General features: G+C 68.2%; 25 protein-coding genes. 15 read left to right on the top strand and 10 right to left on the bottom strand.

Going from position 1 to position 23,458, the window contains the following annotated elements; translation table 11 throughout:
• A complete protein-coding gene (gene gatC, locus JX001_RS09040) occupies positions 1-288 on the bottom strand; it encodes an Asp-tRNA(Asn)/Glu-tRNA(Gln) amidotransferase subunit GatC (RefSeq protein ID WP_017506483.1) in 288 nt (95 codons plus the stop codon).
• Positions 289-383: 95 nt separating this feature from the next.
• Positions 384-929 carry a hypothetical protein gene (locus JX001_RS09035; protein ID WP_205680805.1) on the bottom strand — a complete coding sequence of 182 codons (546 nt, stop codon included), beginning with the start codon at positions 927-929 and terminating at the stop codon, positions 384-386.
• 73 nt (positions 930-1,002) lie between these two features.
• Between JX001_RS09035 and ruvX the strand changes: the two genes are divergently transcribed.
• Genes ruvX through pyrC form a run of 4 tightly spaced genes read left to right on the top strand, consistent with a single transcriptional unit; the run spans position 1,003 to position 4,696 of the window.
• Positions 1,003-1,482 (top strand): Holliday junction resolvase RuvX, encoded by a 480-nt coding sequence (gene ruvX, locus JX001_RS09030; protein WP_017506485.1) that lies wholly within the window; start codon positions 1,003-1,005, stop codon positions 1,480-1,482.
• Positions 1,479-2,402: an AEC family transporter gene (locus JX001_RS09025; protein ID WP_205680804.1), complete on the top strand. Its 924-nt coding sequence runs from the start codon at positions 1,479-1,481 to the stop codon at positions 2,400-2,402. Before ruvX ends, JX001_RS09025 begins: the two co-directional genes overlap by 4 nt.
• Before the next feature lie 39 nt (positions 2,403-2,441).
• The gene (locus JX001_RS09020; protein WP_205680803.1) at positions 2,442-3,425 is read left to right on the top strand and encodes an aspartate carbamoyltransferase catalytic subunit; all 984 of its coding nucleotides are present in this window, start codon (positions 2,442-2,444) and stop codon (positions 3,423-3,425) included.
• Positions 3,422-4,696: a dihydroorotase gene (gene pyrC / locus JX001_RS09015; RefSeq protein ID WP_205680802.1), complete on the top strand. Its 1,275-nt coding sequence runs from the start codon at positions 3,422-3,424 to the stop codon at positions 4,694-4,696. The genes JX001_RS09020 and pyrC overlap by 4 nt, the downstream gene beginning before the upstream one ends.
• Positions 4,697-4,705: 9 nt before the next feature.
• On the opposite strand, the gene ubiM is transcribed toward pyrC, so the two are convergent.
• Both ubiM and JX001_RS09005 read right to left on the bottom strand, forming a co-directional pair.
• On the bottom strand, positions 4,706-5,887 hold the full coding sequence (gene ubiM / locus JX001_RS09010) for a 5-demethoxyubiquinol-8 5-hydroxylase UbiM (RefSeq protein WP_205680801.1): 1,182 nt from the start codon (positions 5,885-5,887) through the stop codon (positions 4,706-4,708).
• A 60-nt stretch (positions 5,888-5,947) separates the two neighbouring features.
• Positions 5,948-6,880: a glycerophosphodiester phosphodiesterase family protein gene (locus JX001_RS09005; RefSeq protein WP_205680800.1), complete on the bottom strand. Its 933-nt coding sequence runs from the start codon at positions 6,878-6,880 to the stop codon at positions 5,948-5,950.
• Between the two features lie 128 nt (positions 6,881-7,008).
• On the opposite strand from JX001_RS09005, the gene plsY reads away from it, so the two are divergent.
• Positions 7,009-7,647: a glycerol-3-phosphate 1-O-acyltransferase PlsY gene (plsY, locus tag JX001_RS09000; RefSeq protein ID WP_205680799.1), complete on the top strand. Its 639-nt coding sequence runs from the start codon at positions 7,009-7,011 to the stop codon at positions 7,645-7,647.
• Positions 7,644-8,717: a DNA-processing protein DprA gene (gene dprA / locus JX001_RS08995; protein ID WP_205680798.1), complete on the top strand. Its 1,074-nt coding sequence runs from the start codon at positions 7,644-7,646 to the stop codon at positions 8,715-8,717. The genes plsY and dprA overlap by 4 nt, the downstream gene beginning before the upstream one ends.
• Here dprA and JX001_RS08990 read toward each other — a convergent pair.
• On the bottom strand, positions 8,714-8,908 hold the full coding sequence (locus JX001_RS08990) for a hypothetical protein (RefSeq protein ID WP_205680797.1): 195 nt from the start codon (positions 8,906-8,908) through the stop codon (positions 8,714-8,716). The two genes, dprA and JX001_RS08990, sit on opposite strands and share 4 nt — an antisense overlap.
• A 138-nt stretch (positions 8,909-9,046) precedes the next feature.
• Here JX001_RS08990 and topA point away from each other — a divergent pair, with 138 nt between their 5' ends.
• The 5 genes from topA to JX001_RS08965 all read left to right on the top strand — a co-directional run bounded on the left by topA (position 9,047) and on the right by JX001_RS08965 (position 15,950).
• Positions 9,047-11,659: a type I DNA topoisomerase gene (gene topA, locus JX001_RS08985; protein WP_205680796.1), complete on the top strand. Its 2,613-nt coding sequence runs from the start codon at positions 9,047-9,049 to the stop codon at positions 11,657-11,659.
• 199 nt (positions 11,660-11,858) lie between these two features.
• Positions 11,859-13,748 carry a DNA mismatch repair endonuclease MutL gene (gene mutL / locus JX001_RS08980; RefSeq protein WP_205683134.1) on the top strand — a complete coding sequence of 630 codons (1,890 nt, stop codon included), beginning with the start codon at positions 11,859-11,861 and terminating at the stop codon, positions 13,746-13,748.
• 100 nt (positions 13,749-13,848) lie between these two features.
• Positions 13,849-14,796, top strand: coding sequence for a hypothetical protein (locus JX001_RS08975; protein WP_205680795.1), 948 nt, complete (start codon positions 13,849-13,851; stop codon positions 14,794-14,796).
• Between the two features lie 7 nt (positions 14,797-14,803).
• Positions 14,804-15,256: a low molecular weight protein-tyrosine-phosphatase gene (locus JX001_RS08970; protein WP_205680794.1), complete on the top strand. Its 453-nt coding sequence runs from the start codon at positions 14,804-14,806 to the stop codon at positions 15,254-15,256.
• 241 nt (positions 15,257-15,497) lie between these two features.
• Positions 15,498-15,950, top strand: coding sequence for a hypothetical protein (locus JX001_RS08965; protein WP_205680793.1), 453 nt, complete (start codon positions 15,498-15,500; stop codon positions 15,948-15,950).
• A 71-nt stretch (positions 15,951-16,021) separates the two neighbouring features.
• On the opposite strand, the gene rsmD is transcribed toward JX001_RS08965, so the two are convergent.
• Positions 16,022-16,597 carry a 16S rRNA (guanine(966)-N(2))-methyltransferase RsmD gene (gene rsmD / locus JX001_RS08960; RefSeq protein WP_205680792.1) on the bottom strand — a complete coding sequence of 192 codons (576 nt, stop codon included), beginning with the start codon at positions 16,595-16,597 and terminating at the stop codon, positions 16,022-16,024.
• Between the two features lie 3 nt (positions 16,598-16,600).
• Positions 16,601-18,127: a pseudouridine synthase gene (locus JX001_RS08955; RefSeq protein WP_205680791.1), complete on the bottom strand. Its 1,527-nt coding sequence runs from the start codon at positions 18,125-18,127 to the stop codon at positions 16,601-16,603.
• Between the two features lie 12 nt (positions 18,128-18,139).
• Between JX001_RS08955 and tadA the strand changes: the two genes are divergently transcribed.
• The gene (gene tadA / locus JX001_RS08950; protein WP_205680790.1) at positions 18,140-18,598 is read left to right on the top strand and encodes a tRNA adenosine(34) deaminase TadA; all 459 of its coding nucleotides are present in this window, start codon (positions 18,140-18,142) and stop codon (positions 18,596-18,598) included.
• Between the two features lie 21 nt (positions 18,599-18,619).
• Positions 18,620-19,072, top strand: a complete 453-nt coding sequence (locus JX001_RS08945; RefSeq protein ID WP_241004589.1) for an MliC family protein — start codon at positions 18,620-18,622, stop codon at positions 19,070-19,072.
• Here JX001_RS08945 and JX001_RS08940 read toward each other — a convergent pair.
• The 3 genes from JX001_RS08940 to JX001_RS08930 are packed head-to-tail and all read right to left on the bottom strand — an operon-like array spanning position 19,069 to position 21,325.
• Positions 19,069-19,656, bottom strand: a complete 588-nt coding sequence (locus JX001_RS08940) for a GNAT family N-acetyltransferase (protein WP_205683133.1) — start codon at positions 19,654-19,656, stop codon at positions 19,069-19,071. The two genes, JX001_RS08945 and JX001_RS08940, sit on opposite strands and share 4 nt — an antisense overlap.
• On the bottom strand, positions 19,656-20,762 hold the full coding sequence (gene aroB / locus JX001_RS08935) for a 3-dehydroquinate synthase (protein WP_205680789.1): 1,107 nt from the start codon (positions 20,760-20,762) through the stop codon (positions 19,656-19,658). The genes JX001_RS08940 and aroB overlap by 1 nt, the downstream gene beginning before the upstream one ends.
• Positions 20,759-21,325: a shikimate kinase gene (locus JX001_RS08930; RefSeq protein ID WP_165117140.1), complete on the bottom strand. Its 567-nt coding sequence runs from the start codon at positions 21,323-21,325 to the stop codon at positions 20,759-20,761. Before JX001_RS08930 ends, aroB begins: the two co-directional genes overlap by 4 nt.
• A gap of 125 nt (positions 21,326-21,450) precedes the next feature.
• On the opposite strand from JX001_RS08930, the gene JX001_RS08925 reads away from it, so the two are divergent.
• Together JX001_RS08925 and JX001_RS08920 are read left to right on the top strand one after the other, a co-directional pair.
• Entirely contained in the window at positions 21,451-22,371 is a 921-nt protein-coding gene (locus JX001_RS08925; protein WP_205680788.1) for a site-specific tyrosine recombinase XerD, read from the top strand.
• Positions 22,372-22,461: 90 nt separating this feature from the next.
• Entirely contained in the window at positions 22,462-23,409 is a 948-nt protein-coding gene (locus tag JX001_RS08920; protein ID WP_205680787.1) for an acetyl-CoA carboxylase carboxyltransferase subunit alpha, read from the top strand.
• The last annotated feature ends 49 nt before the right edge of the window (positions 23,410-23,458 follow it).

The following is a 23,458-nucleotide window of genomic DNA, read 5'->3' as shown; positions in this document are numbered from 1 at the left end:
CTATTCGACCACCTTGGGCACGACGAAGAAACCGTCCGCCGACTTGGGCGCATTCGACAGGACCGCATCGACCTTGGCGCCGTCGGTGACGACGTCTTCGCGCAGGCGCAGCGGCTGGGCGACGTTCGAGGTCATCGGCTCCACGCCTTCGACATCCACCTGATCCAACTGCTCGATCCAGGCCAGGATGCCGTTCAGCTCCTGCGCCAGCGGCTCCAGCCGGTCCTCGGGGGTCTTGATGCGGGCGAGATGCGCGACCTTGCGCACCGTCGCAGCGTCGATGGCCATGCGGCCCTCCAACACACAAAATGAAAACGAAGCGGTCGGATTAGCCGCCCGCACTGGGATTCACAAGGATCAGCCGCCCCTCGTCAGGCGTGATCTCACTGCGAGGTGCTGACGGACACCGCGTCGGGCGGCGCCTCGCCGCTTGAGGGGAAGTCGATCTGCACCGTGCGCTCCACCTTCAGGATGTCGCCGTTCGGCCCCGCCGTGTCCTGACGCACCGCCAGGACCACACGCCCGGCCTTCGCCTCGACGACCTTCCATTCGGCATAGTCGCCTAAAGAATAGGCGCGCCAGCCATCGGCCGGGCCGCCGAACAGGGCGAAATAGGTCACCAAACCATTCACCGCCGGATCACCGCTTGACAGGCTGAAGACCTTGGCGTTCTGGTCCGGCAGAGCCTGCAACTGCGACACGTCGGCGGCCGTGCCGATCTCCTCACGTGCAGCGGCCGTGCGCCGTTCAGCGGGCCCAACCGGCTTGGCGGTCTGTGGCGGGGCCGCACGCGTGATCGCGGCCGGCGTCGGCGCAGCGGCGGCGACATTAACATCTTGGGTGGTCTGGCTCTTCGCCGGCGCATCGGACTGGCCACATCCACTCAACACCAGCCCGAAAGCCGTCATCGCCGCTGTCGCCGTGCGCATGTCATCGTCCTTCCTGTCGATCGTCGTCACCATCGCCTTTGACTTCGGCCCGCGCCAGTCCTAACCGCAGGCCGTGCCCGTCCTCGACCTCCTCGATCTGCCCGCCGCCTGCCCACCCGACACGCCGTGGATGGGGTTGGATCTGGGTGAGAAGACCATCGGCGTCGCCGTGTCGGATTCCACGCGCCTGATCGCCTCGCCGCTGGAGCTGATCCGCAAGTCAAAGTTTACGCAGGAAGCCGAACACCTGTTCAAGCTGATGGCGCATCGCAAGGTTTCGGCCCTGGTCATCGGCCTGCCCGCCAACATGGACGGCACGGAAGGCCCGCGCGCCCAGTCGTGCCGCGCCTTCGCCCGCAACCTGGAGCGGCTGCGGCCCGTCAACATCGCCTTCTGGGACGAGCGGCTGTCCACCAGCGCCGTCGAGCGTTTCCTGATCGAGGATCTGGACCTGAACCGCAAACGCCGCGCCCAGGTCGTGGACCGCACCGCCGCCGCCTGGATTCTGCAAGGGGCGCTGGATCGGGTTCGGGACCAGGCGACCTGGGTTTGACGGCCCTGATCGCCGGCGTCCTGCCGGTCTTTCTAATGATCGCCCTGGGCTATGGCTTGCGAAAGTCCGGCTTCCTGCCCGACGAGGCCTGGCGGCCGATCGAGAAGCTGTCGATCAACATCTTCTATCCCAGCTTCCTGATCCCCGCGATCTGGCACGCCGACCTCGCCGGCGGCGGCGCGACGGTGGCGGGTGCTGCGGCGGTCGGGGCGACCCTGATCGTGGCGGCGGCGACCCTGGCGTCCAAGCCCCTGATTACCCTGGACGGCCCGGCCTACACCAGCGTCTTTCAGGGCGTGATCCGCTGGAACAGCTTCGTCTTCGTGCCGGTGATCCAGTCGGTCTATGGCTCGGAAGGCACGGCGCTGGCCGCGGTCGCCATCGCCTTCATCATTCCCGTCACCAACATCGCCTGCGTCGTCGTGCTGGCGAAATGGGGGTCGCTGCGGCGCGAGCCGTCGGTCGTCGGCCTGATCAAGTCGATGCTGGCCAATCCGATCCTGCTGGCCTGTTTGATCGGCCTGACGCTGAATCTACTGCATGTCCCGCTGATCCCTGGCCTGTCGGATGCAATGGACCTGCTGGGCGCCGCCGCCCTGCCCCTGGGCCTGATCGTCGCCGGGGCGGGTCTGTCCTTCGCCGAGGTCAAACGCCGCCGCACCACCATCGCCGCTGTCAGCCTGGTCAAGCTGGGCGTCATGCCGCCGCTGATGTGGTTCATCGCCTGGGCTTTGGGCGGCGACAGCCTGGCGCAGGGCATCGCCCTGATCTGCGGCGCCGCGCCCGGCTCGGCCGCCTCCTACATCCTGGCGCGTCAAATGGGCGGCGACGCCCCCCTGATCGCCGGCGTCATCGCCCTGACCACGGTAGGCAGCGCCATGGTCATTCCCATCCTGCTGGCCCTGTTCCACTTCACCTGACTGGCGTTCCGAGCGACTCCCGCCTATAGCCGCGTCTCGATGACCCAGCCCGCTCAAGTCACCGATCAGACCATCCGCGACCGGCTGGTTCCGTTCCCCAAACCGCACTTCCTGGCCGCATCGGACCTCGATCCATATGTGACGCCGCAGTTGCTGGACCTGGGCGACGCCTTCGTCGATTTCAATCGCCAGTCGTCCAAGGCCCTGGATCTACTGCACGGCCGCACGGTCGTGAACCTGTTCTTCGAGAACTCGACCCGCACCTCCTCCTCCTTCGAGATCGCCGCCAAGCGGCTGGGCGCCGACGTCGTCACCATGCCGGTAGCTTCCTCCTCGGTGAAGAAGGGCGAAACCCTGATCGACACGGCGGTCACCCTGAACGCCATGAAGCCCGACATTCTGGTCATCCGCCACTCGGCCTCGGGCGCGGCCGAACTGCTGAGCCAGAAGGTCGGCTGCGCCGTCGTCAACGCCGGTGACGGCCGGCATGAGCACCCGACACAGGCTCTGCTGGATCTGCTGTCCATGCGCCGCGCTTTCGGCGATGTGACCAGCCTGACCGTCGCCATCTGCGGGGACATCACCCACAGCCGCGTGGCGCGGTCCAATGTCGCCCTGTTGCAGATGATGGGGGCGCGCGTCCGCCTGATCGGCCCGCCGACCCTGGTGCCCGGCGACGCCGACCGCTGGGGCTGCGAGGTTTTCCATGACATGCGCGAGGGCCTGAAGGGCTGCGACGTGGTCATGATGCTGCGGCTTCAGCTGGAGCGGATGGCCGGCGCCCTGGTCCCCTCGACCCGCGAATATTTCCGCTTCTGGGGTTTGGATCGCGAGAAGCTGGCCTGGGCCAACCCCGGCGCCCGGGTCATGCACCCCGGGCCCATGAACCGCGGCGTCGAGATCGATTCAGACGTGGCCGACGACCTGGACGTCTCGCTGATCCAGGATCAGGTCGAAATGGGCGTCGCCGCCCGCATGGCCGTGTTGGCCTCCCTCTCCGCCCGTTGGGGAGACGCCCGATGACCACCGTCGCCATCATCAACGCCCGTCTGCTGGACCCCGCAACGGACTACGACGGCCCCGGCGGCCTGCTGATGCAGGACGGCCGCATCAGCCGCATCATCCACGGTCCGACGCCGGACCTGGCGGCGGATCAGATCATCGACGCCGACGGCCTGTGCGTCGCGCCCGGCCTGATCGACATCCGGGTCAAGACCGGCGAACCCGGCGCCGAGCCCAAGGAGACGCTGAAGTCCGCCAGCCTGGCCGCCGCCGCCGGGGGCGTGACCACCATCGTGGTTCAACCCGACACCGATCCCGCCGTCGACGACCCGGCCATGATCGACTTCATCCAGCGGCGCGGCGCGGCCCTGAACCTCGTCAACGTCCGCGCCGCCGGCGCCGCGACCAAGGCTCTGGACGGCCAGCGCATGGCCGAGATCGGCCTGATGGACGAGGCCGGCGCCCTTTATTTCACCGACGGCGACAAGGTCATCGTCAACAGCCGGACCCTGCAACGGGTGATGAGCTACGCCGCCGCCTTCAACGCCCTGATCGCGTGCCGCCCGGCCGACCCCTGGCTGACCGAAGGCGCCGTGGCCGCCTCCGGAGAACTGGCCACGCGCTTGGGCCTTTCCGGCAGCCCCGCCATCGCCGAGCGGATCGGGCTGGAACGCGACCTGGCCCTGGTCGAACAGACCGGCGCGCGGTTCCTCGTGGATCAGATTTCGACCGAGGGCGCGCTGGACACGCTGGCCCGCGCCCGCGCCAGGGGGCTGGATGTCGCCGTCAGCGTCTCGATCAACCACCTGTGCTTCAACGAGGTGGACATCGGCGATTACCGCACCTTCTACCGGCTGGATCCGCCGCTGCGCTCCGAAGCCGACCGCCAGGCTCTGATCGAAGCCGTGCGCGAGGGCCTGATCGACGTCATCACCTCCGCCCACGCCCCGGCCCCTGCCGAGGACAAGCGCCGGCCCTTCGCCGAGGCCGCGCCCGGCGCGATCGGCTTGGAGACCCTGCTTCCCGCCGCCCTGACCCTGCATCACGAAGACGGTCTGGATTTGCTCGACGTGTTGCGCCCGCTGACCCAGGGCCCCGCCGCCCTGCTCGGCCTCGACGCGGGCGTCCTGGCCGAGGGCGCCCCTGCCGACGTCATCCTGTTCGACGTCGGCGCCCCCGTCATCATCGACGCCGACGCCCTTCACTCCAAATCCAAGAACTCCCCGTTCGACGGCCGCCGACTTCAGGGCAAGGTCATCGGAACCTGGGTGGGCGGTCGCAAGGTTCACTGACGCCAGGCGTCACGCCGTCAGCATCCGTTTCACCACCGCCTTGAACGGCGCGGTCGCCTGACCGGCGCGCACCATGGCGCCGCGCGCCAGTCGGGCCGGCGGCGTCTCTTGCGTGAACAGGCGCACCAGAGCGTTCGTGCCCTGATAAAGCGGCCAGCTGGTCAGTCGATGTTCATGCTGGTATCGCGCCAGCAGACGGCCCGAACCGGTGTCTTCCCCTCGCGCCCCGCGCACCACCTTGGCCAGCGTCTCCTGCCCGCGCAGACCCAGGTTAAAGCCATGGGCGGTGACCGGGTGCATTCCGACCGCCGCATCACCGATCAGGGCGAAGCCCTCGCCTGCGAAACGATGACTCCAGGTCGTGGCCAGCGGATAGGCGTGGCGCGCACCCACCAGTTCCAACCCGGTCAGCCGCCCCTTCAATCGCCGCTCCATGGACGATGCAAAGGCCTCGGGCGATTGCGCCATCAAGTCCGCAATAGCCGGCGCCGCCAGAGTCATGACCACCGAAGACATCCGCTGCTCAGGGTCCGCGACCGGCAGCAGGGCGATGGTCTGGCCGTGGTCGAACCATTCTGTCGCCACATGACCGTGCGCCTGATCGTGCCGCATCCGGCAGACCATCATCGACCGCCCCAGCCGATTGATCTCGGCCCCCACGCCCAGTCGGTCCCGCATGAAGGAAAAACGCGAATCCGCCGCCACGATCAGATCGGCCCGGATCGTCGTCCCGTCGTCCAGCGTCAGCCGCCCGCGCGGCCTCCGAGGCCCGATCCGACAGTCGGCCACCCGCCGTCCGGCCATCAGCTCGACGCCCGCCTGACCCTCGCCGACTTCGAACAGCGCCCGCCGGATCAGATGATTGGGGATCAGCACGCCCAAGCGGTCCGCGTCCGCCGCGCCAAAGGTCAGGGCGAAAGACGAGCCGCCGTCCAGCACCCGCGCCTGGCGCAGGTCCGAGATGTCATCGGCCGGGATCCGGTCCCACACACCCATCGTCTTCAAAAGGCGCATCGAACGGTGCGTCAGCGCGATCTCGCGTCCGTCGAAGGCCGGATCGCGCAGGCTCGTCTCTGCCTGCCCCTCGATCAGGACCACGGACAGCCCGGCTCCCGCCAGCGATCGGACGAAGGCCAGGCCCGCCGGTCCGGCCCCGACCACGGCGATATCGAACGTCAGATCCTGGCTCATTGGTGCGCTTCTGCCCGATCGCAACGCCGCCGCCCTTGATGCAGCGCAAACCCGAGCAAGTCAGCGTGGGCGAGGACAGGTCGCGGCCTTGGCCACCTCGGCGCCCAGCACCGATTTGACGGCCAGTGGCGTATCGGTGGCGATCACGGTGACGCCCTGGCGCACCAGATCGCGATATTCCGAGACGTCCCCGTCGGCGGCGTAGCGGTCGTCGCGGCGCACGCCCTCGGCGCCCAGGGTGCCAAACTGAACCTCGACGCCGGCCTCGCGCAGGGCGCCCCACAGCGCCGGACGCTCCTCGCGCGTGCCGGTCCAGGCCAGAATCTGCGCCGGGTTCAGCCCGGTCAGATCATCCACACCGCCCAAGCCGGCCGAGATCATCATCTCCGGCGCCATGGCCGCCACCGCCCGCGCGTCGGCGTCATTATAGGTGATCAGGATCACCCGGTTGCCGGCCCGCGACTGGCGCACCTGATCGATCACCGCCCGCGCCAGATCGACCGTGGTCTCGCCGTCCGCGGGTTTCAGGTCGATGCTGGCGATAGCCCCCACGCGTCCGGCGGCGTCCAACGCCTCGCCCAGCGTCGGCGGGGCGGCGCGCGTCAGGGCGCCGTTCGACGCCTTCAGCCGGGCCTGTTTCACCTGGGCCAGCGTCAGGTCCGCGACCCGGCCGCGTCCCGTCGTCGTCCGGTCCATGGTGTCGTCGTGCATCAGAACCAACTGCCGGTCCTTGGTCAGGACGGCGTCCAGCTCCAGGATCGCATTGGGCATCGCCCGGCCTGTCGCTTCGATGGCGGCGATGGAGTTCTCGGGCTGGTCCAGCGCCGAGACCGCCCGGTGCGCCGAGATCGCCACGCCGCCGTCCCGCACGCAGTCGAAATAGGCCGCCATGGCCGGACCCGACGAAGGCGCTGGCGCCACCGGAGGCGCCCCGACGCAACCTGTCGTCGAAACCAACAGCAGGGTCGCGGCGGCGGCGGAAATACGGGTCATGGATCGGCTCCGGAAAGGCGCGCGGACCAAACGCTGCGCCGATCATCGGGTCAAGAGGTCGGATCGCCCTTGCTCCCGGCCGCCCCGCGACGCATTTTGCCGCAACGACACGCGGGGAGCGAATCAACGTGCAGGATCTAGTGGCCCCGGCTCTCGGGACCTTGGCGCTGGTGGCGCTGGGCGGCTATCTGCTCGGCTCGATTCCGTTCGGCGTGGTGATCACGCGTGCAGCCGGCGCCGGCGACGTGCGCAATATCGGCTCGGGCAATATCGGCGCGACCAATGTCCTGCGCACCGGCCGCAAGGATCTGGCCTTGGCGACGCTGTTGCTGGACGCCGGCAAGGGCGCGGTCGCCCTGCTGATCGCCCGTCATCTGTTCGGCAGCGAACTGGCCGGCGCCATCGCCGGCGGCGCGGCCTTCCTTGGCCACCTTTTCCCCGTCTGGCTGGGCTTCAAGGGCGGCAAGGGCGTCGCCACCTTCTATGGCCTGCTGCTGGCCGCCGCCTGGCCGCTGGGCCTGATGGCGGGGGCGGTCTGGCTGCTCTGCGCCTTCCTGTTCCGCTATTCGTCGCTGGCGGCGCTCATTTCTTCGGCGACCGCGCCGCTGCTGGCGCTTCTGCCGCTCGCCGTCGTCGGTCTGCCGGTCAGCCTGCCCATCCTCGCCCTGACCGTCTTCGCTGCTGTCCTGATCTGGGTGCGTCACCACCAGAACATCGCCCGGCTGTTGAAGGGCGAGGAACCGCGCATCGGGGCCAAGAGGGCGTGAGCCTGGACCCGGCCGAACGCTTCGCCCGGCTGCGGCTTGCCCGCACCGACCGCATCGGCCCCGTCGCCTTCACCCAACTGATCGGCCGCTATGGCTCGGCCCTCAGTGCGCTGGACGCCCTGCCCGATCTGGTGCGCAAGTCCGGCGCCGCCTCCGTTCCGCCGCCGGTCGAGACGGTCGAACGCGAGATCGCCGCCGGCGAGGCCATCGGCGCCCGCCTGCTGGTGCTGGGCGATCTCGACTATCCCGAAATGCTGGCCGCGCTCGATCCGCCGCCGCCGATCCTGTGGACGCGCGGCCGCGTCGATCTGCTGAACCAGCCCTCGGTCGCCATCGTCGGCGCCCGCATCGCCTCGGCGGGGGGGCAGCGGATCGCACGCGGCCTGGCGCAGCAACTCGGTCAGGCGGGTCATGTCGTCGTCTCGGGCATGGCGCGCGGCATCGACGCCGCCGCGCACGAAGGGGCCCTGGCAACCGGGACTGTCGCGGTCCTGGGCGGCGGGGTGAACGACATCTATCCGTCCGAACACGCCGACCTCTACGCCCGCCTGACGGAACAAGGCTGCGTCGTCTCGGAAAGCCCGGTCGGCGCCCGCGCCCAGGCGCGCGACTTTCCACGCCGCAACCGCATTATCTCGGGCCTGTCGCGCGGCGTCGTGGTGGTCGAGGCGGAGGTCCGGTCCGGCTCGCTGATCACCGCCCGTCTCGCCGCCGAACAGGGCCGCGATGTCTTCGCCGTGCCCGGATCGCCTCTGGATCCCCGCGCGCGCGGTCCGAACGAACTGCTGCGTCAGGGCGCCATCCTGTGCGAGGGGATCGAGGACATCGACCGCGCCTTCAACACCCTGCGCACCCTGCGCGAGCCGCCTGCCGATCCGATGCGATTCGACGGCGACATCGACGACGCCTTCCTCGACCGCGTCGCCGCCCTGTTGTCGCCAACCCCGACGCCGCGCGACGAGATCGCCCGCGCCCTGAACGCCCCGGTGTCCCAGGTCGCCGCCGCCCTGCTGGAGCTCAGCCTGACCGGCCGCGCCGATCTGCTGCCCGGCGGCCTGGCTTCGCTCTAGGCCGGCGGATGACCCGCCACGCCAGCCGCCTGTTCCAGCAAGCTGGCCAGCCGCACGTCGCCCTCGTCCCGCGCCAGCCGCGCCATTTCCAGCGCCATGGCGCCGATATATTCCCGAGTCGGAAAGGCCGCCGCTTCGAGATGCGCCTGGCGATCCGTTTCGCAGGCCGATTGAGGTTGCGCCGTCGCCATGATCGTCTCCGTTGCCAGACCCACAATCTAGCCGCGCCGCATTAAAACACAACTACCCTAGGGTGTAAGACGATTGGTGCGATTGACTCACGGCTCCGCTCCAACCACGTTCGCGCCCCTTCCCGAGACCGGACCGTTATGAACCTCGTCATCGTCGAGAGCCCCGCAAAGGCCAAGACCATCAATAAGTATCTGGGCTCGGACTATGAGGTCCTGGCCTCGTACGGCCACGTCCGCGATCTGCCGTCCAAGGATGGCTCGGTCCTGCCCGACGACGACTTCTCCATGCATTGGGAGGCCGACGCCAAGGGCGCCAAACGCCTGTCCGAAATCGCCGAGGCCGCCAAGCGCGCCGACCGCGTCATCCTGGCGACCGACCCCGACCGCGAAGGGGAAGCCATCAGCTGGCACGTGCTGGAAGTGCTGAACAAGAAGAAGGCGTTGAAGGGCACCCACGTCGAACGCGTCACCTTCAACGCCATCACCAAGTCCGCCGTGCTCGAGGCCATGGCCAATCCGCGTCAGATCGACATGGAGCTGGTCGAGGCCTATCTGGCCCGCCGCGCGCTGGACTACCTCGTCGGTTTCACCCTCTCGCCGGTCCTGTGGCGCAAGCTGCCGGGCGCGCGCTCTGCCGGACGCGTCCAGTCGGTGGCGCTGCGCATCGTCGTCGATCGCGAGATGGAGATCGAGAAGTTCAAGGCTCAGGAATATTGGTCCATCGAGGCCGACCTGAACGCCGACAGCCCGCCCTTCACCGCTCGCCTGGTCAAGCACGCCGGCAAGCGCATCCAGCGCCTGGACATCAAGGACGAGGCGACGGCTTCCGCCGCCCGCGCGGCCATCGCCGCCGGCGGCTTCACCATCAATGCGGTGGAGAAGAAGCCCGTCCGTCGCAATCCGGCCCCGCCCTTCACCACCTCGACCCTGCAACAGGAGGCGGCGCGCAAGCTAGGCTTCTCGGCCCAGCGCACCATGCAGGCGGCGCAGAAACTGTATGAGGGGATCGACGAGACCGGCGGCCTGATCACCTATATGCGGACCGACGGCGTCCAGACCACGCCCGAGGGCATCGCCCAGGCGCGCGAGGTCATCAGCCAGGCGTTCGGCCCGGCCTTCGTCCCGCAAGAACCGCGCTATTACAAGACTAAGGCCAAGAATGCTCAGGAAGCGCACGAAGCGATCCGGCCGACCAATATCGCGCGCCATCCGGACAGCCTGCGCCTCGAATCCGATCTCCAACGCCTCTATGAACTGATCTGGAAGCGGATGGTCGCCTCGCAGATGGAGGCGGCCCGCATGGACCGCACCACCGTCGACATCGAGACCGCCGACGGCCAGACGGGCCTGCGCGCCACCGGCCAGGTCGTCACCTTCGACGGCTTCCTCGCCGTCTATGAGGAAGGCCGCGACGAAAAGCAGAAGGGCGCCGAAGACGACGAGAGCGACGACACGAGCCGCCTGCCGTCTCTGAAGGAAGGCGCCAAGGCCAAGGTCGACGCCATCCGCACCGACCAGCATTTCACCGAACCGCCTCCGCGCTATTCGGAAGCCACCCTGGTCAAGAAGCTGGAAGAGCTGGGCATCGGCCGCCCCTCGACCTACGCCTCGACCCTGTCGACCCTGCGCGACCGCGAATACGTCCGCGTCGACAAGAACCGCTTCTATCCCGAGGACAAGGGACGGCTGGTCACGGCCTTCTTGGAGCAGTTCTTCAGGAAGTGGGTCGAATACGACTTCACCGCCGCGCTGGAGACCCAGCTCGATGAGGTCTCGGCGGGTCAGCTGGACTGGAAGGTGCTGCTGCGCAACTTCTGGCAGGACTTCCACGCCGCGACGCAAGCCGCCGGTGAACTGCGCACCACCGCCATTCTGGACGCCCTGAACGAAAGCCTGGGCGCCCACATCTTCCCGGACAAGGGAGACGGGACTGACCCGCGCGAGTGCCCCCTGTGCCACCAGGGCCAGCTCAGCCTGAAGACCAGCCGCTTCGGCGCCTTCATAGGCTGCGACCGCTATCCGGAGTGCAAATACACCCGCCCCGTCGCCAGCCCGTCGGCTGAGGACGGCTCGGTCGAGAGCGGCGACCGCGAACTGGGCGTCGATCCGGAGACGGGCCAGCCGGTCCAGCTGAAGATCGGCCGTTTCGGCCCCTATGTCGAAATCACGCCGCCCGAGGGCGACAAGCCCAAACGCTCGTCCTTGCCCAAGGGCTGGTCTCCGGCCTCCCTGTCGCTGGACCAGGCGCTGCGTCTGCTGGCCCTGCCGCGCGAGGTCGGGGTGCACCCCGAGGACGGCAAGATGATCACGGCGGGCCTGGGCCGTTACGGACCCTTCGTCCTGCACGCCGGCACCTACGCCAATGTCTCCGACATCGACGAGGTGTTCGAGGTCGGTCTGAACCGCGCCGTCGCCCTGCTGGCGGAAAAGCGCGCCGGTCGTCCCGGTCGCGGCGCAGCGACGGCTCCGCTCAAGGACCTGGGCGCCCACCCGGAAACGGGCGAGCCGATCCACGTCATGGCCGGTCGCTTCGGGCCCTACGTCAAGTCCGGCAAGATCAACGCCACCCTGCCGAAGGGCACGGCGCCCGAAGACCTGACCCTGGAAGACGCCCTGCCCCTTCTGGCCGCCAAGGCCGGCGCCGCGCCCAAGAAGAAGGCGCCCGCCAAGAAGGCCGCCGCCCCGAAAAAGGCCGCCGCCAAGAAACCGGCCGCCAAGAAGGCTCCGGCGAAGAAGAAGGCGGCAGATTGATCCCTCTCCCGTTGGGAGAGGGCTTGAGCGCCCGAGAGCGTTAGCGATCGGCCTTCGCGCGAAAGGGTGAGGGTCGCGGTGTTGCGAGCTGGCCCACCGCCCGACCCTCACCCGGCCCTTCGGGCCACCCTCTCCCAACGGGAGAGGGAAAGGATCGTGCATGGCGCAAATCCCCGCCGCGCCCTATCTTCGCCTGCTCATGCCCATCCGCCGCCTCTCCCCCGAAACCGTCAACCGCATCGCCGCTGGCGAGGTGGTCGAGCGGCCGGCCAGCGCCATCAAGGAACTGGTCGAGAACGCCCTGGACGCCGGCGGCCGCAACATCGAGATCCAGGCCGACGGCGGCGGCCTGTCGCGCATCCTGATCGCCGACGACGGCAAGGGCATTCCGCGCGAAGAATTGCCCCTGGCCATCGAACGCCACGCCACCTCCAAGCTGGAGCCCGACGACGCCGGCGACGTGGACCTGTTGCGCATCCACACCCTGGGTTTCCGGGGCGAGGCCCTGCCCTCCATCGGCTCGGTCGCCCGCCTGTCGATCACCACCCGGTCGCGTGACGAGACCGACGCCTGGGCCATCACGGTCGAGGGCGGCGAGACCCGTCCCCTGGCCCCCGCCCCTTTCCCAGGCCCCCACGGCGCGCGGGTCGAGGTGCGCGACCTCTTCTACGCCACCCCCGCCCGGCTCAAATTCATGAAGTCCGAGCGGTCCGAGGCCATGGCCATCTCCGAAGAGATCAAGCGCCAGGCCATGGCGCACGAGGCCGTCGCCTTCACCCTGTCGCTGGACGGCAAGGTCACCCTGCGCCTGCCCGCCGAACATCCGGGCGACGAAGGCCGTCTGAAGCGGCTGTCCGCCCTGCTGGGTCGTGACTTCGAGGCCAACGCCCTGCTGATCGATCAGGAGCGCGACGGGGTGCGCCTGAGCGGTTACGCGGGTCTGCCCACCTATTCGCGCGGCAATGCGGCGCATCAGCATCTGTTCGTCAACGGCCGCCCGGTGAAGGACCGGCTGCTGCAAGGGGCCCTGCGCGGGGCCTACGCCGACTTCCTGGCGCGCGATCGGCATCCGGCCGCCGTCCTCTTCCTCGACATCGACCCGCTCTATGTCGACGTCAACGTCCACCCGGCTAAGGCCGAGGTCCGGTTCCGCGATCCGGCCCTGGTGCGCGGGCTGATCGTCGGCGCCCTGCGCCACGCGCTCCACGCCGCCGGCCACCGCGCCAGCACAACCGTCGCCGCCGACGCGCTTTCCGGCTTCCAGCCCCACACCGGCGTCTCCACCGGCCCCGCCTACAGCCCCAGCGCACCGTCGGCCCAAGGCTTCAGCGGCTGGACCGGCTGGTCCCAGCCCGCCGCCGCGGCCCAGATCCTGCCCGGCCTCAACGAACGCAGCGCCCGCGTCGAACCGTCGTGGGACGGTCCCACATGGCCGTCGCAACCCGCGCAAGACAGCGACCTCGCCACTCACCACTCGCCACTCGCCACTCAGCCTCACGACCCCCTCGACTACCCGCTGGGCGCCGCGCGGGGTCAGCTCCACGCCAACTATATCGTCGCCCAGACCCGCGATGGTCTGGTCATCGTCGATCAGCACGCGGCGCACGAGCGGCTGGTCTATGAGCGGATGAAGGCCCAGATGGCCGAGGGGTCCGTGACCCGCCAGGCCCTGCTGACGCCCGAGGTGGTCGATCTGGACCCCGCCGAGGCCGAGCGCGTCGCCGGGCGGGCCGAGGAACTGGCCGAGATGGGCCTGATCGTCGAGGCCTTCGGCGCCGGCGCCGTCCTGGTGCGCGAGACCCCGGCCATGCTGGGCGATACGGACGTCCAGGGCCTGATCCGCGACATCGCCGACGATCTGTCCGAACACGGCCAGGCCCTGTCGCTCAAGGAACGCCTCGCCGCCATCTGCGGCACCATGGCCTGCCACGGCAGCGTCCGCTCAGGCCGCGTCCTCTCGGCGCCGGAGATGAACGCCCTTCTCCGCCAGATGGAAGCCACCCCCCACTCCGGCCAATGCAACCACGGCCGCCCCACCTATGTGGAGCTGAAGCTGCACGATCTGGAGAAGCTATTCGGGCGGCGGTGAGGGCAAAGAGTTGTTTAGTGCGCGCCTAGATGCGCGTTGAGCCGCTGAGAACGTGCATTCCACGATACGTAACGCCCTATCACATAGAACGCTTGAAGCTATGGTCTCCAACATGTTGGAAAAAGACGAAGATCGCGACGCCGCTGAAGATGCATCTTCAGGATGCACAATACCGTCTGTTATTCCGCCGGAGATAGCTGGTCGTTATAACCTCACACGTGATCCAGATGTAGAACGTGACGTTTCCAGGTATGTGGAAATCGAGTCAGGGAATACCGTTACAAATGTCGAGAAGATAAAGACAGAATATGTCTTGGGAGACTCTTATGACATATGGGATGTAACCACGGATGACGGCCAGTGGTGGGTCATTTCAAACCTATTAAACTTATACTCAAAAAATCTCTTTCCAAGTCTAGATTACACACTATCATTTCATATCGGCCTCATGATGAGGATGCGCAGTAAGCCCAACGGACCTGACGCAGAAAATCCCGACCCATTTGATGAAGTCGCACGGCGCAGGGAACAGGCTGAAGCCGCCTATGAAAGAGCCATTGAGGCTGTCCACTACCAAGCCGTAGGGATGCAGTTGCGAGAGTGCCTTATCTCGCTCAGTACAGCATTGCGTAGGCGGATGGAGGTAATAATCGAGGGCGAAGCACCTCAAGAAGCCAATTTTAAAGGCTGGATGGACCTGATGATAAATCAGCTCTGCCCAGGAGACGCAAACAAGGAACTCAGACAGTTTCTGAAGACGACATCTGACAAGACATGGTCCCTAGTCAATTGGCTGACTCATGATCGCAACGCTAATCAGACAGCAGCCTCAATCGCACTTCATGCGTGCGATATGGTTTTCGGCCATTCGATCCAAATCCTAGTTAGAGACCGTACCGATAACGTGGAAGAATGCGCACAATGTACATCCCGTAACATTCGTTCGCATTACGACGCTGGAATACTTCCGGACGGGGATTACTACACCACTTGCGGATCATGTGGATGGACTAGCCACCCTGACGGTGCAGAACGACACGACAAGTAATAACATCATGACCTCCATCCTCTTCGTCTGCCTCGGCAACATCTGTCGCTCGCCCCTCGCCGAGGCGGCCCTGCGCGCCGAGGCGGAACGGCTCCGGCTCGACCTGATCGTCGATTCCGCCGGGACAGGGGACTGGCATGCGGGCGAGCCGCCGGACCCAAGGGCGCAGGCGACGGCGCGGCGGCATGGGGTCGAGATCTCGGGTTTGCGGGCGCGGCAGGTGACGCCGGCGGACTTTCGCCGCTTCACCCATGTGATCGCCCTGGACCACGAGAACCTGAAAAACCTGCGCCGCCTGCGGCCCGACGACGCGACCGCCGAGCTCAGCCTGCTGCTCGACCACGTCCCCGGCCGGGAGGGTCAGGCCGTCGCCGACCCCTATTTCGGCGACGACGACGGTTTCGAAATCACCTGGGCCGAGGTGACGGCCGCGGCGAAGGGCTTGGTCGAAAATTTGTAACCCTCTCCCGTTGGGAGAGGGCTTGAGGCTCGCAGAGCGCAGCGATGCGCCAGCCGACCCGAAGGGCGGCGCGAAGCGTCAAAGGGTGAGGGTCGGATGCTGAACGTGCGCCCTTGCGACGGCTGACGCCGACGGATGGACCCGACCCTCATCCGGCGCTCCGCGCCACCTTCTCCCAACGGGAGAAGGACCGGAAGTCGCACGTCCGCATCTGACGTAGCGCCGATCTATGGCTGCGATCATGACCGAGCCCTATCGCATCCGTGAAGCCGCCATCTGGGCCCAGGCCCGCACCGACTACCTGTCGGGTCTCAGCGCCGAGGCCGTGTGTCGCCGCCACGACCTGGGCCTGTCCGCCTTTCGCCGCCGCGCCCGCAAATACGGCTGGCGGCGCAGCGATCAGGTCGAACCGCCGCCCGGCGAGCTGGATCTGAACCTCTATTCCGACCTGGACATGGACGACCTGGCCCGCACCGCGCGCCTGCGCTTCGCCGAAGCAGTCGAGGGCGGACGCGCGTCGGACGCCCGCCGCTGGCGCGCCCTGGCCGACGAGCTGACCCGCGAAGCCCGTGCCTTCGACCGGGACTTCTTCAGGGGCATGAGCCGCGAGGAGGTGGCCGCTTCGATGGAAAACATGCGGCGCGAGATCGAGGAAGAAGACGAGGCCCTGCTGGGACCGCCGCCCGAGGACTGAGGCGGTTGCGACCCGCTCGCAAAAATCTGCACGAAAGTGCACTGTAAAAACTCACAGTGCACATTTCCTGGTCAGGCGGCGGGGTCCGCCACCTTCAGGAACAGCACCCTGGCTGCGCCATAGTCGCGCGCGTCCAGCCGATGATAGCCGGGGGTGTCGATCTCCGGCTCGTCCGACCCGCGCTCGAACACCACCAGGGCGCCGGGCTTGAGCCAGTTTCCCTCGATCAGCCGCGCCAGCGTCTGCTCCCCCAACCCCTTGCCATAGGGCGGGTCCAGAAACGCCAAGTCGAACGCCTCAGCGATCGGGCCGGGCCGCACGCCCAGGTCTGTCGCGCTCCTGCGGTGCACCCGCGTGCGTCCCATCAGCCCATAGGCGTCGGCGTTCTCGCGGATCGCGCCGCGCGCCCCGTCGTCCGTCTCGACGAACAGGCAGAAGCCCGCCCCCCGGCTGACCGCCTCGAACCCCAGGGCGCCCGAACCGGCGTACAGGTCGATGACCCGCAAGCCTTGCAGGCTCTCGCCCCAGGCGGCGTGTTCCAGCACGTTGAACACCGCCTGGCGCGCGCGGTCCGAGGTCGGGCGCGTGCCCTGCCCCTCCGGCGCGACGATGGCCCGGCCCTTCAGGCTTCCGGCGACGATCCGCATGGATCAGCCGCGCGGCGTGCGGGGCTTGCCGCCCGGTCCGCGACCGCTGGTCCCCGACGGTCCCGCCGGCTTGCCGCCGGTGCGGGGCTTGAAGTCGCGGCCCGCCGGTCTGGCGTCGCTCTTGGCGCCAAAGCCGCCGCGTCCCGCCGGCTTGGCGCCGGGCTTGCCGCGCCGGTCGTCGATGAACTGGTCGTCGCGCGGCTTGAAGGCGCGTTTTGGCCGGTCGCCGTCCTCACGCGCCGGACGATCACCGGCGGGCGCGGTGCGTTCGCGCGGCTTGAAGCTCTTGGAATGCTCGAACTTGGGCGCGGCCTTGGCCCAGCCTTCCTTCTTGGGCGGTCGCTCGCGGCGCTCGACCGCATCGGCCTGGGCCGTCTCGGCGGCGCGGACGCGGCTGGGTTTGCGCGACGGATCCGACATGGCCGAACCCGACCGGCCCTTGACGATGGGCGTCGACACCCGACGGCCGGGGATGGGCGCGGGCGTCTCGACCGTATTGCCGGTCGGCAGGTTCTCGGGCCGGATATACTCGGCCAGCAGCTCGCGGATCACGCGCGGCCCCACCTCTTCCACCGATCCGACTGGCAGCACGTCGAGGCGGAACGGGCCGTAAGCCAGGCGGATCAGCCGGTTGACCGTCAGGCCGACAGACTCCAGCACCTTCCTGACTTCGCGGTTCTTGCCCTCGGTGATCGACACCGAGATCCACAGGTTCGCCGGCGCCTTGCCGTCCTCGGACTTGGACTCCTTGGCCTTGTCCAGCTTGGCCTCGATGGGACCATAAGAGACGCCGTCCACGACCACGCCGTCCTTGAGCGCGTCCAACTGCTCCTGGGTGATCTTGCCCCGCGCCCGCGCCCGGTACTGACGCACAAGCGAGGTCGATGGCAGCTCCAGCGCCCGGCTCAGCTCGCCGTCATTGGTCAGCAGCAGCAGGCCTTCGGTCGCCAGGTCGAGCCGTCCAACCGAAATCACGCGCGGCAGACCCGCCGGCAGGGCGTCGAACACCGTCGGGCGACCCGTCGGATCGCTGTGGCTGGTCAAAAGGCCCGCCGGCTTGTGATAGCGCCAGACCCGCGTCGCCTGGGTCGAGCCGATGGGCTTGCCGTCCACGGTGATCACGTCGTCGCGCGTCACCAGGGTCGCGGGCGTATCCAGGATGCGGCCGTTGACCGCCACCTTGCCCAGGCCGATCAGCCGCTCGACCTCGCGACGCGAGGCGATGCCGGCTCGGGCCATGGTCTTGGCGATTCGCTCGGCGCGCAGGGGCGTGTCCGGCGTCTTGGACTTGCCGTCCTTGCCGCCCTTGTCGGTTCGGGGCCGGTCATTGCGCGGCTTGTCGCTGCGGGGGCGGTCGGCCTTGTCGCCGATCCGCTTGGCGCCGTCTTCGCGAGGGCCGCGCGGCTTGTCGCCGAATGATCTCGTCCCGTCGCCGCTCTTGCGGGGACCGGAGGATTTAAAGGGCCGGGGCGACCGTTCGTCTTGACGGGCGCGGGGCTTCTTGTCGTTGTCGTCTGTATGGCGGACCATGATGAGCGGTTCATGCGCATGGCGCTGGACCAAGCGCAAGCGGCGGCGGACGCAGGAGAGGTGCCCGTGGGCGCAATTCTTGTCGATCCTGCCTCAGGTGAGGTAATTTCGACCGGCGCCAACGGTCCCATTGCGGCTCGCGACCCCACCGCCCATGCCGAGATCGTCGCCCTGCGGCGCGCGGCGACGGCGCTGGACAACTATCGCCTGACCGGGCTGACCCTCTATGTGACCCTGGAGCCCTGCGCCATGTGCGCCGGCGCCATCAGCCATGCCCGCATCGGCCGCGTCGTCTGGGCCGCCGACGATGCCAAGGGCGGCGCCGTCATCCACGGTCCGCGCCTGTTCGAACAACCCACCTGCCACTGGCGCCCCACCACGGACTCAGGCCTTCTGGCGAACGAGGCGTCCGCCCTGCTCAAGTCGTTCTTCCGTCAACGGCGGGGAACGGCGACAGGCGGCGCACGTTAGACCGCCGCGAAAGCGGCGCCGTTGGGCGACGCCGTGGAGGGAAAGACCTTGTTCAAGCCGGATCTGCCGCAGTCGATCGTGTTCAGCGGCTTGGCCGCCCTGGCCCTCCTCACCGCCTGCGGCGCCGATCCCGACAAGGCTCCGCGCACCGGCGACGAGGTCAAGGAACGCGCCATCCAGGCCCAGACCGCCCGCCAGCGCACCGGCGCCGAAATCCAGGACCGCACCCTGAACCGCGTCGTCCACACCGTTTATCTTTGCGACAATGGCGAGCGTCTGTCGGTCGACTTCGACAACCCGCGCCAGATGGCCACCATCCGCAACTCGTCCGGCGAGGCCATCGACCTGTATCAGGAACGCGCCGCCGACGGCATCTGGTACCGCGCCTCCAATGTCGAACTGCGCGGCAAGGGCGTCCTCGCCACCTGGTCCGTCGAAGGCCGCCAGCCGACGGAATGCCGCGCGGTCGACTAATCGAAGGCGGCTAACCGTCGATCCAACCCGTCGCGCACTGAGGGCCAGTCGTCGTCGATGACGGCGAACATGGCGGTGTCGCGCGCCCGGCCGGTCCAAGTGATCTTGTGCTTTCGCAGGACGCCCTCGGCCTTGGCGCCCAGCTTCAGGATGGCGGCCTGGCTCTGGGCGTTGACGTCGTCGGTGATGATCTCGACCCGCACCGCGCCCGCGTCGAAGGCATGCCCCAGCAACAGCCGCTTGCAGGCCGGGTTGATCGCCCCGCCCCGCGCCTCCGGCCGATAGAAGGTCGAGCCGATCTCGCAGCGGCGATAGGCGGGGTTGATCTCATACAGGCTGGTCGTCCCGACCACCGCCCCGTCCGAGCGCCGCCGCACCGCATAGGCGATCCGTGTCTGCGCCTTCATCGCCGCCATCGCGGCGTTCCACCACGTCTCGAAATGATCGCCATAGGCGGGCGCCACCATGATCTCCCAGGCGTCGGGATCGCAATCCAGAGCCGCGCGGACCTCGGCTTTCAACCCGTCCTCAAACGGCTCCAGCCGCACGAACCGATCCTCCAGCGGCCCCATGCCGATCCGCATCACGCGGTCGCGCCTTCCTCGATCAGGAAGGCCCGCACCTTGGCCGCATCCACGCCCTTGGCGACGAAGGCCTGGCCGATGCCGCGCGCCAGGATCAGGGTCAGCGCCCCGCCCTCGGCCTTCTTGTCTCCCGCCATCAAGGCCAGCAGACGATCGGCTGCAAATGATCCCGCCTGATCCAGCCGCGTCGGCAGCCCAGCCGCCGCGACCACCGCCTCGACCCGCGCCACGTCGTCCGCCGAACACAGGCCCTCACCCGCCGAATAGCGGAAGGCCATGCAGCAGCCGAGCGCCACCGCCTCGCCGTGCGCCAGCGCCCCTTCGTCGAAGCCGACCTCTGTCTCGATCGCATGGCCGAAGGTATGACCCAGGTTCAGCAGGGCGCGTCGCCCCGCCTCCTTCTCGTCCTCGCCGACCACCGCGCTCTTGATCTCGACCGAGCGGATCACCGCCCGTACCAGCGCCGCCGGATCGCCCTTGGCGCCCGCAGCCCCCCCGCCTGCCAGCCAATCGAAGAAGGGCGCGTCGCAGATCAGTCCGTGCTTCAGCACCTCGGCCCAGCCGGACCTCACCTGGCGTTCCGGCAGCGTGGCCAGCACGTCGATATCCGCCAGCACCAGACGCGGCTGATGGAAGGCGCCGACCAGGTTCTTTCCGCGCGGCGTATCGATGGCCGTCTTGCCGCCGACGGAAGAGTCGACCTGGGCCAGCAAAGTCGTCGGAATCTGCACGAAATCGATTCCGCGCATGAACAGGGCCGCCGCCAGTCCGGCCAGATCGCCCACGACGCCGCCCCCCAGGGCGATCACCACATCCTTGCGATCCAGACCGATCTCCAGCAGCCGGTCCAGCACCCGTTCCAGCTCGGTAAAGGACTTGGACCCCTCGCCTGCCGGCACGGCCACGATCTCGCTGGTCACGCCCGCCGCCGTCAGCGAGGCGGTCAGGGCCTGGGCATGGATGCCCGCAACCGTCTCGTCGGTGACGATGACCGTCCGCCCCTTGGCCAGCGGCGCGATGTGTGCGCCGGCCTGCGCCAGCAGCCCGCGTCCCACCACGACGTCATAAGCTGCAAAGGCCCCGCCGCTGACCGGAATGATCGTCATTGGGGGGTCTCCGTGCGTCGTCTCTGGCGCCAGTGTCGGCGCAGGTTCTTGTGAATGGCGTCCACCGCCTGGCCGTGCGAGCCCTGCCCGACGTCCACGGTCACATCGGCTTCGCCGTAAATGGGATAGCGGGCTTCGGCCAGGCCCGTCAGCACCTCCAGCGGATCCTTGCCGCGCAGCAGGGGCCGCGTGTCGCGCCGCGCCACCCGCTCCGCGATGACCGCCAGATCGGCCCTCAGCCAGACGGTGTCGGCCTTGGCCTTCAGCAGCGCCCGCGTCTCCGGGTTCATCATCGCCCCGCCGCCGGTCGCCAGCACGATGGGCGGCCCCTCCAGCAGGCGGCGGATCACCCGCGCCTCGCCCGCGCGGAACTCGGCCTCGCCTAGCGCGGCGAAGATTTCCGACACCGTCATCCCGGCCGCCGCCTCGATCTCCACATCCCCGTCCGCGAACGGCAGTCGCAGCCGATTGGCCAGCCGACGACCGACCGACGATTTGCCCACCCCCATCAGGCCGACCAGGGCTATGGTGCGGGTCGGACCCGGATTCGCGCGCCGCCTCATCCGGCGGCTCCGGCGGAACGGTCGGTCGAGAGGAAGGCGAAGGCGGCGGCGCGGGCAGGCATGATCCAGAAAACCTCTACACCAAGCCCGACCTTGCGCCAGTCGTTCAGGCTACGGATCGCCGCATGACGCCCCAGATCGAAGCCTTTCTGGAGATGATGGCGGTCGAACGCGACGCCTCGCCCCATACACTGTCCGCCTATGGCCGCGATCTGTCTGACGCGGAGACGGCGCTGTCGGACGCCGGCGGATTGATGAAGGCGGGTGCCGAGGCGGTCGAGGCCTGGTTCACGGACCTGTCGCGGCGAGGCTTGTCCGCCGCCACCGCCGCCCGTCGCCGCTCGTCCGCGCGTCAGTTCTATCGCTTCGCCCTGGCCGAGGGATGGCGCACCGACGATCCGTCGCGCCGCCTCGACGCCCCCAAACAGGGCCGGTCCCTGCCCAAGGTGTTGAGCCGCGCCGAGATCGACGCCCTGCTGGCCGCCTCGGCCGCCCGCGACGCGGCAGCGGGACTGCGCCTCGTCGCCCTGGTCGAGATGGCCTACGCCTCGGGCCTGCGTGTATCCGAACTGTTGGGGCTCAAAGTCGAGGCCGTTCGGCGCGCCCCCGCCTATCTGATCGTGCGCGGCAAGGGCGGCAAGGAACGGCTCGCACCCCTCAACGCCGCCGCCCGCGAAGCGATCAAGGCCTGGCTCGTCGCGCGCGACGCCAGATTCAAAGGTAAGGATGGGCGAAAGCCTGAGGCGCCCGACAGTCCCTGGCTGTTCCCCTCCTCCGGCCGCAGCGGCCACCTGACCCCACGCCGTTTCGCCCAACTGTTGGACGAGGCCGCGGTCACCGCCGGCATAGATCCCGCCCGCGTCAGCCCCCACGTCCTGCGCCACGCCTTCGCCACCCATCTGCTGGAAGGCGGCGCCGACCTGCGCGTCGTCCAGACCCTGCTAGGCCACGTCGATATCGCCACGACCCAGATCTACACCCACGTCGCCACCGATCGCCTGGCCCAGGTTGTCCAACAAAACCACCCCTTGGCGCGCGACGACTGAACCCGCGCTTGCCCGGCGGCGTTGACCTCTCTAGGTTCGCGCGCCTTCCCCAAGGGCGCTTTCGCCCGTTTGCAGTTCCCGGACGCCTTGATGGCCACGCACTATCTCGACTTCGAAAAGCCGATCGCCGATCTGGAAGCCAAGATCGAGGAGCTGTCGCTGCTGGCCGACACCTCGGGCGACATCGACCATGAGATCGAGGGCCTGCGCAAAAAGGCCGAGCAGCTGCGCAAGAAGACCTACGCTGGCCTCGACCCCTGGATGAAGACCCAGGTCGCGCGCCATCCGCAGCGTCCGCACTTCATCGACTACGTCCAGAGCCTGTTCACCGACTGGAACGAACTGCACGGCGACCGTCAGTTCGGGGACGACCAGGCGATCCTCGGCGGTCTGGCCCGGTTCCGCGGCCGGCCGGTCGTCATCATGGGCCACGAAAAGGGTCACGACACCGCGACCCGCATCACCCACAACTTCGGCATGGCGCGGCCCGAGGGCTATCGTAAAGCCGTGCGCCTGATGGACATGGCCGAGCAGTTCGGCCTGCCGGTGCTCAGTTTCATCGACACCGCCGGCGCCTATCCGGGGCTGGGCGCCGAGGAGCGCGGCCAGGCCGAGGCCATCGCGCGCTCGACCGAGCGCTGCCTGACCTTGGGCGTGCCCTCCATCGCCACCATCACGGGCGAAGGCGGTTCGGGCGGGGCCATCGCCATCGCGGCGGCCAGCCGTGTGCTGATGCTGGAGCACTCGATCTATTCGGTCATCTCGCCCGAGGGCGCAGCCGGCATTCTGTGGCGCGACGGCGCGCGGGCCAAGGATGCGGCCATGGCGATGAAGATCACCGGCCCGGACCTGATGCAGCTGAAGATCGTGGACCGCCTGATCCAAGAGCCTGTCGGCGGCTCCCACACCGATCGCGACGCGGCCATGGCCAATGTCGGCGACGTTCTGGCCGAAGAGCTGAAGGGCTTTGACGGCCTGACGCCGCAGCAGATCAAGAAGCGCCGCGCGGATCGCTTCTACGCCATCGGCGCCCTCTGACGCTTGATCGCCCGAGTCAGCGTTAACGCAGCATCCACCCTCGTCTGCC

It is taken from the genome of Brevundimonas fontaquae (genome assembly GCF_017086445.1).
Lineage (GTDB): Bacteria > Pseudomonadota > Alphaproteobacteria > Caulobacterales > Caulobacteraceae > Brevundimonas > Brevundimonas fontaquae.
This window is presented reverse-complemented; position numbering and strand designations above follow the sequence as displayed.

Excerpts from the sequence above, each read along its gene's own strand:
- ubiM (WP_205680801.1), bottom strand. The coding sequence starts at position 5,887 with ATGAGCCAGGATCTGACGTTCGATATCGCCGTGGTCGGGGCCGGACCG.
- JX001_RS08990 (WP_205680797.1), bottom strand. The coding sequence starts at position 8,908 with ATGGCGACGGCGCAACCTCAATCGGCCTGCGAAACGGATCGCCAGGCG.
- pyrC (WP_205680802.1), top strand. The coding sequence starts at position 3,422 with ATGACCACCGTCGCCATCATCAACGCCCGTCTGCTGGACCCCGCAACG.
- JX001_RS08955 (WP_205680791.1), bottom strand. The coding sequence starts at position 18,127 with ATGGTCCGCCATACAGACGACAACGACAAGAAGCCCCGCGCCCGTCAA.
- JX001_RS08940 (WP_205683133.1), bottom strand. The coding sequence starts at position 19,656 with ATGCGGATCGGCATGGGGCCGCTGGAGGATCGGTTCGTGCGGCTGGAG.
- gatC (WP_017506483.1), bottom strand. The coding sequence starts at position 288 with ATGGCCATCGACGCTGCGACGGTGCGCAAGGTCGCGCATCTCGCCCGC.
- aroB (WP_205680789.1), bottom strand. The coding sequence starts at position 20,762 with ATGACGATCATTCCGGTCAGCGGCGGGGCCTTTGCAGCTTATGACGTC.
- JX001_RS09035 (WP_205680805.1), bottom strand. The coding sequence starts at position 929 with ATGCGCACGGCGACAGCGGCGATGACGGCTTTCGGGCTGGTGTTGAGT.
- JX001_RS08970 (WP_205680794.1), top strand. The coding sequence starts at position 14,804 with ATGACCTCCATCCTCTTCGTCTGCCTCGGCAACATCTGTCGCTCGCCC.
- mutL (WP_205683134.1), top strand. The coding sequence starts at position 11,859 with ATGCCCATCCGCCGCCTCTCCCCCGAAACCGTCAACCGCATCGCCGCT.
- tadA (WP_205680790.1), top strand. The coding sequence starts at position 18,140 with ATGCGCATGGCGCTGGACCAAGCGCAAGCGGCGGCGGACGCAGGAGAG.
- JX001_RS08920 (WP_205680787.1), top strand. The coding sequence starts at position 22,462 with ATGGCCACGCACTATCTCGACTTCGAAAAGCCGATCGCCGATCTGGAA.
- JX001_RS08965 (WP_205680793.1), top strand. The coding sequence starts at position 15,498 with ATGACCGAGCCCTATCGCATCCGTGAAGCCGCCATCTGGGCCCAGGCC.
- topA (WP_205680796.1), top strand. The coding sequence starts at position 9,047 with ATGAACCTCGTCATCGTCGAGAGCCCCGCAAAGGCCAAGACCATCAAT.
- JX001_RS08925 (WP_205680788.1), top strand. The coding sequence starts at position 21,451 with ATGACGCCCCAGATCGAAGCCTTTCTGGAGATGATGGCGGTCGAACGC.
- JX001_RS09005 (WP_205680800.1), bottom strand. The coding sequence starts at position 6,880 with ATGACCCGTATTTCCGCCGCCGCCGCGACCCTGCTGTTGGTTTCGACG.
- rsmD (WP_205680792.1), bottom strand. The coding sequence starts at position 16,597 with ATGCGGATCGTCGCCGGAAGCCTGAAGGGCCGGGCCATCGTCGCGCCG.
- JX001_RS09020 (WP_205680803.1), top strand. The coding sequence starts at position 2,442 with ATGACCCAGCCCGCTCAAGTCACCGATCAGACCATCCGCGACCGGCTG.
- JX001_RS08930 (WP_165117140.1), bottom strand. The coding sequence starts at position 21,325 with ATGAGGCGGCGCGCGAATCCGGGTCCGACCCGCACCATAGCCCTGGTC.
- JX001_RS08975 (WP_205680795.1), top strand. The coding sequence starts at position 13,849 with ATGGTCTCCAACATGTTGGAAAAAGACGAAGATCGCGACGCCGCTGAA.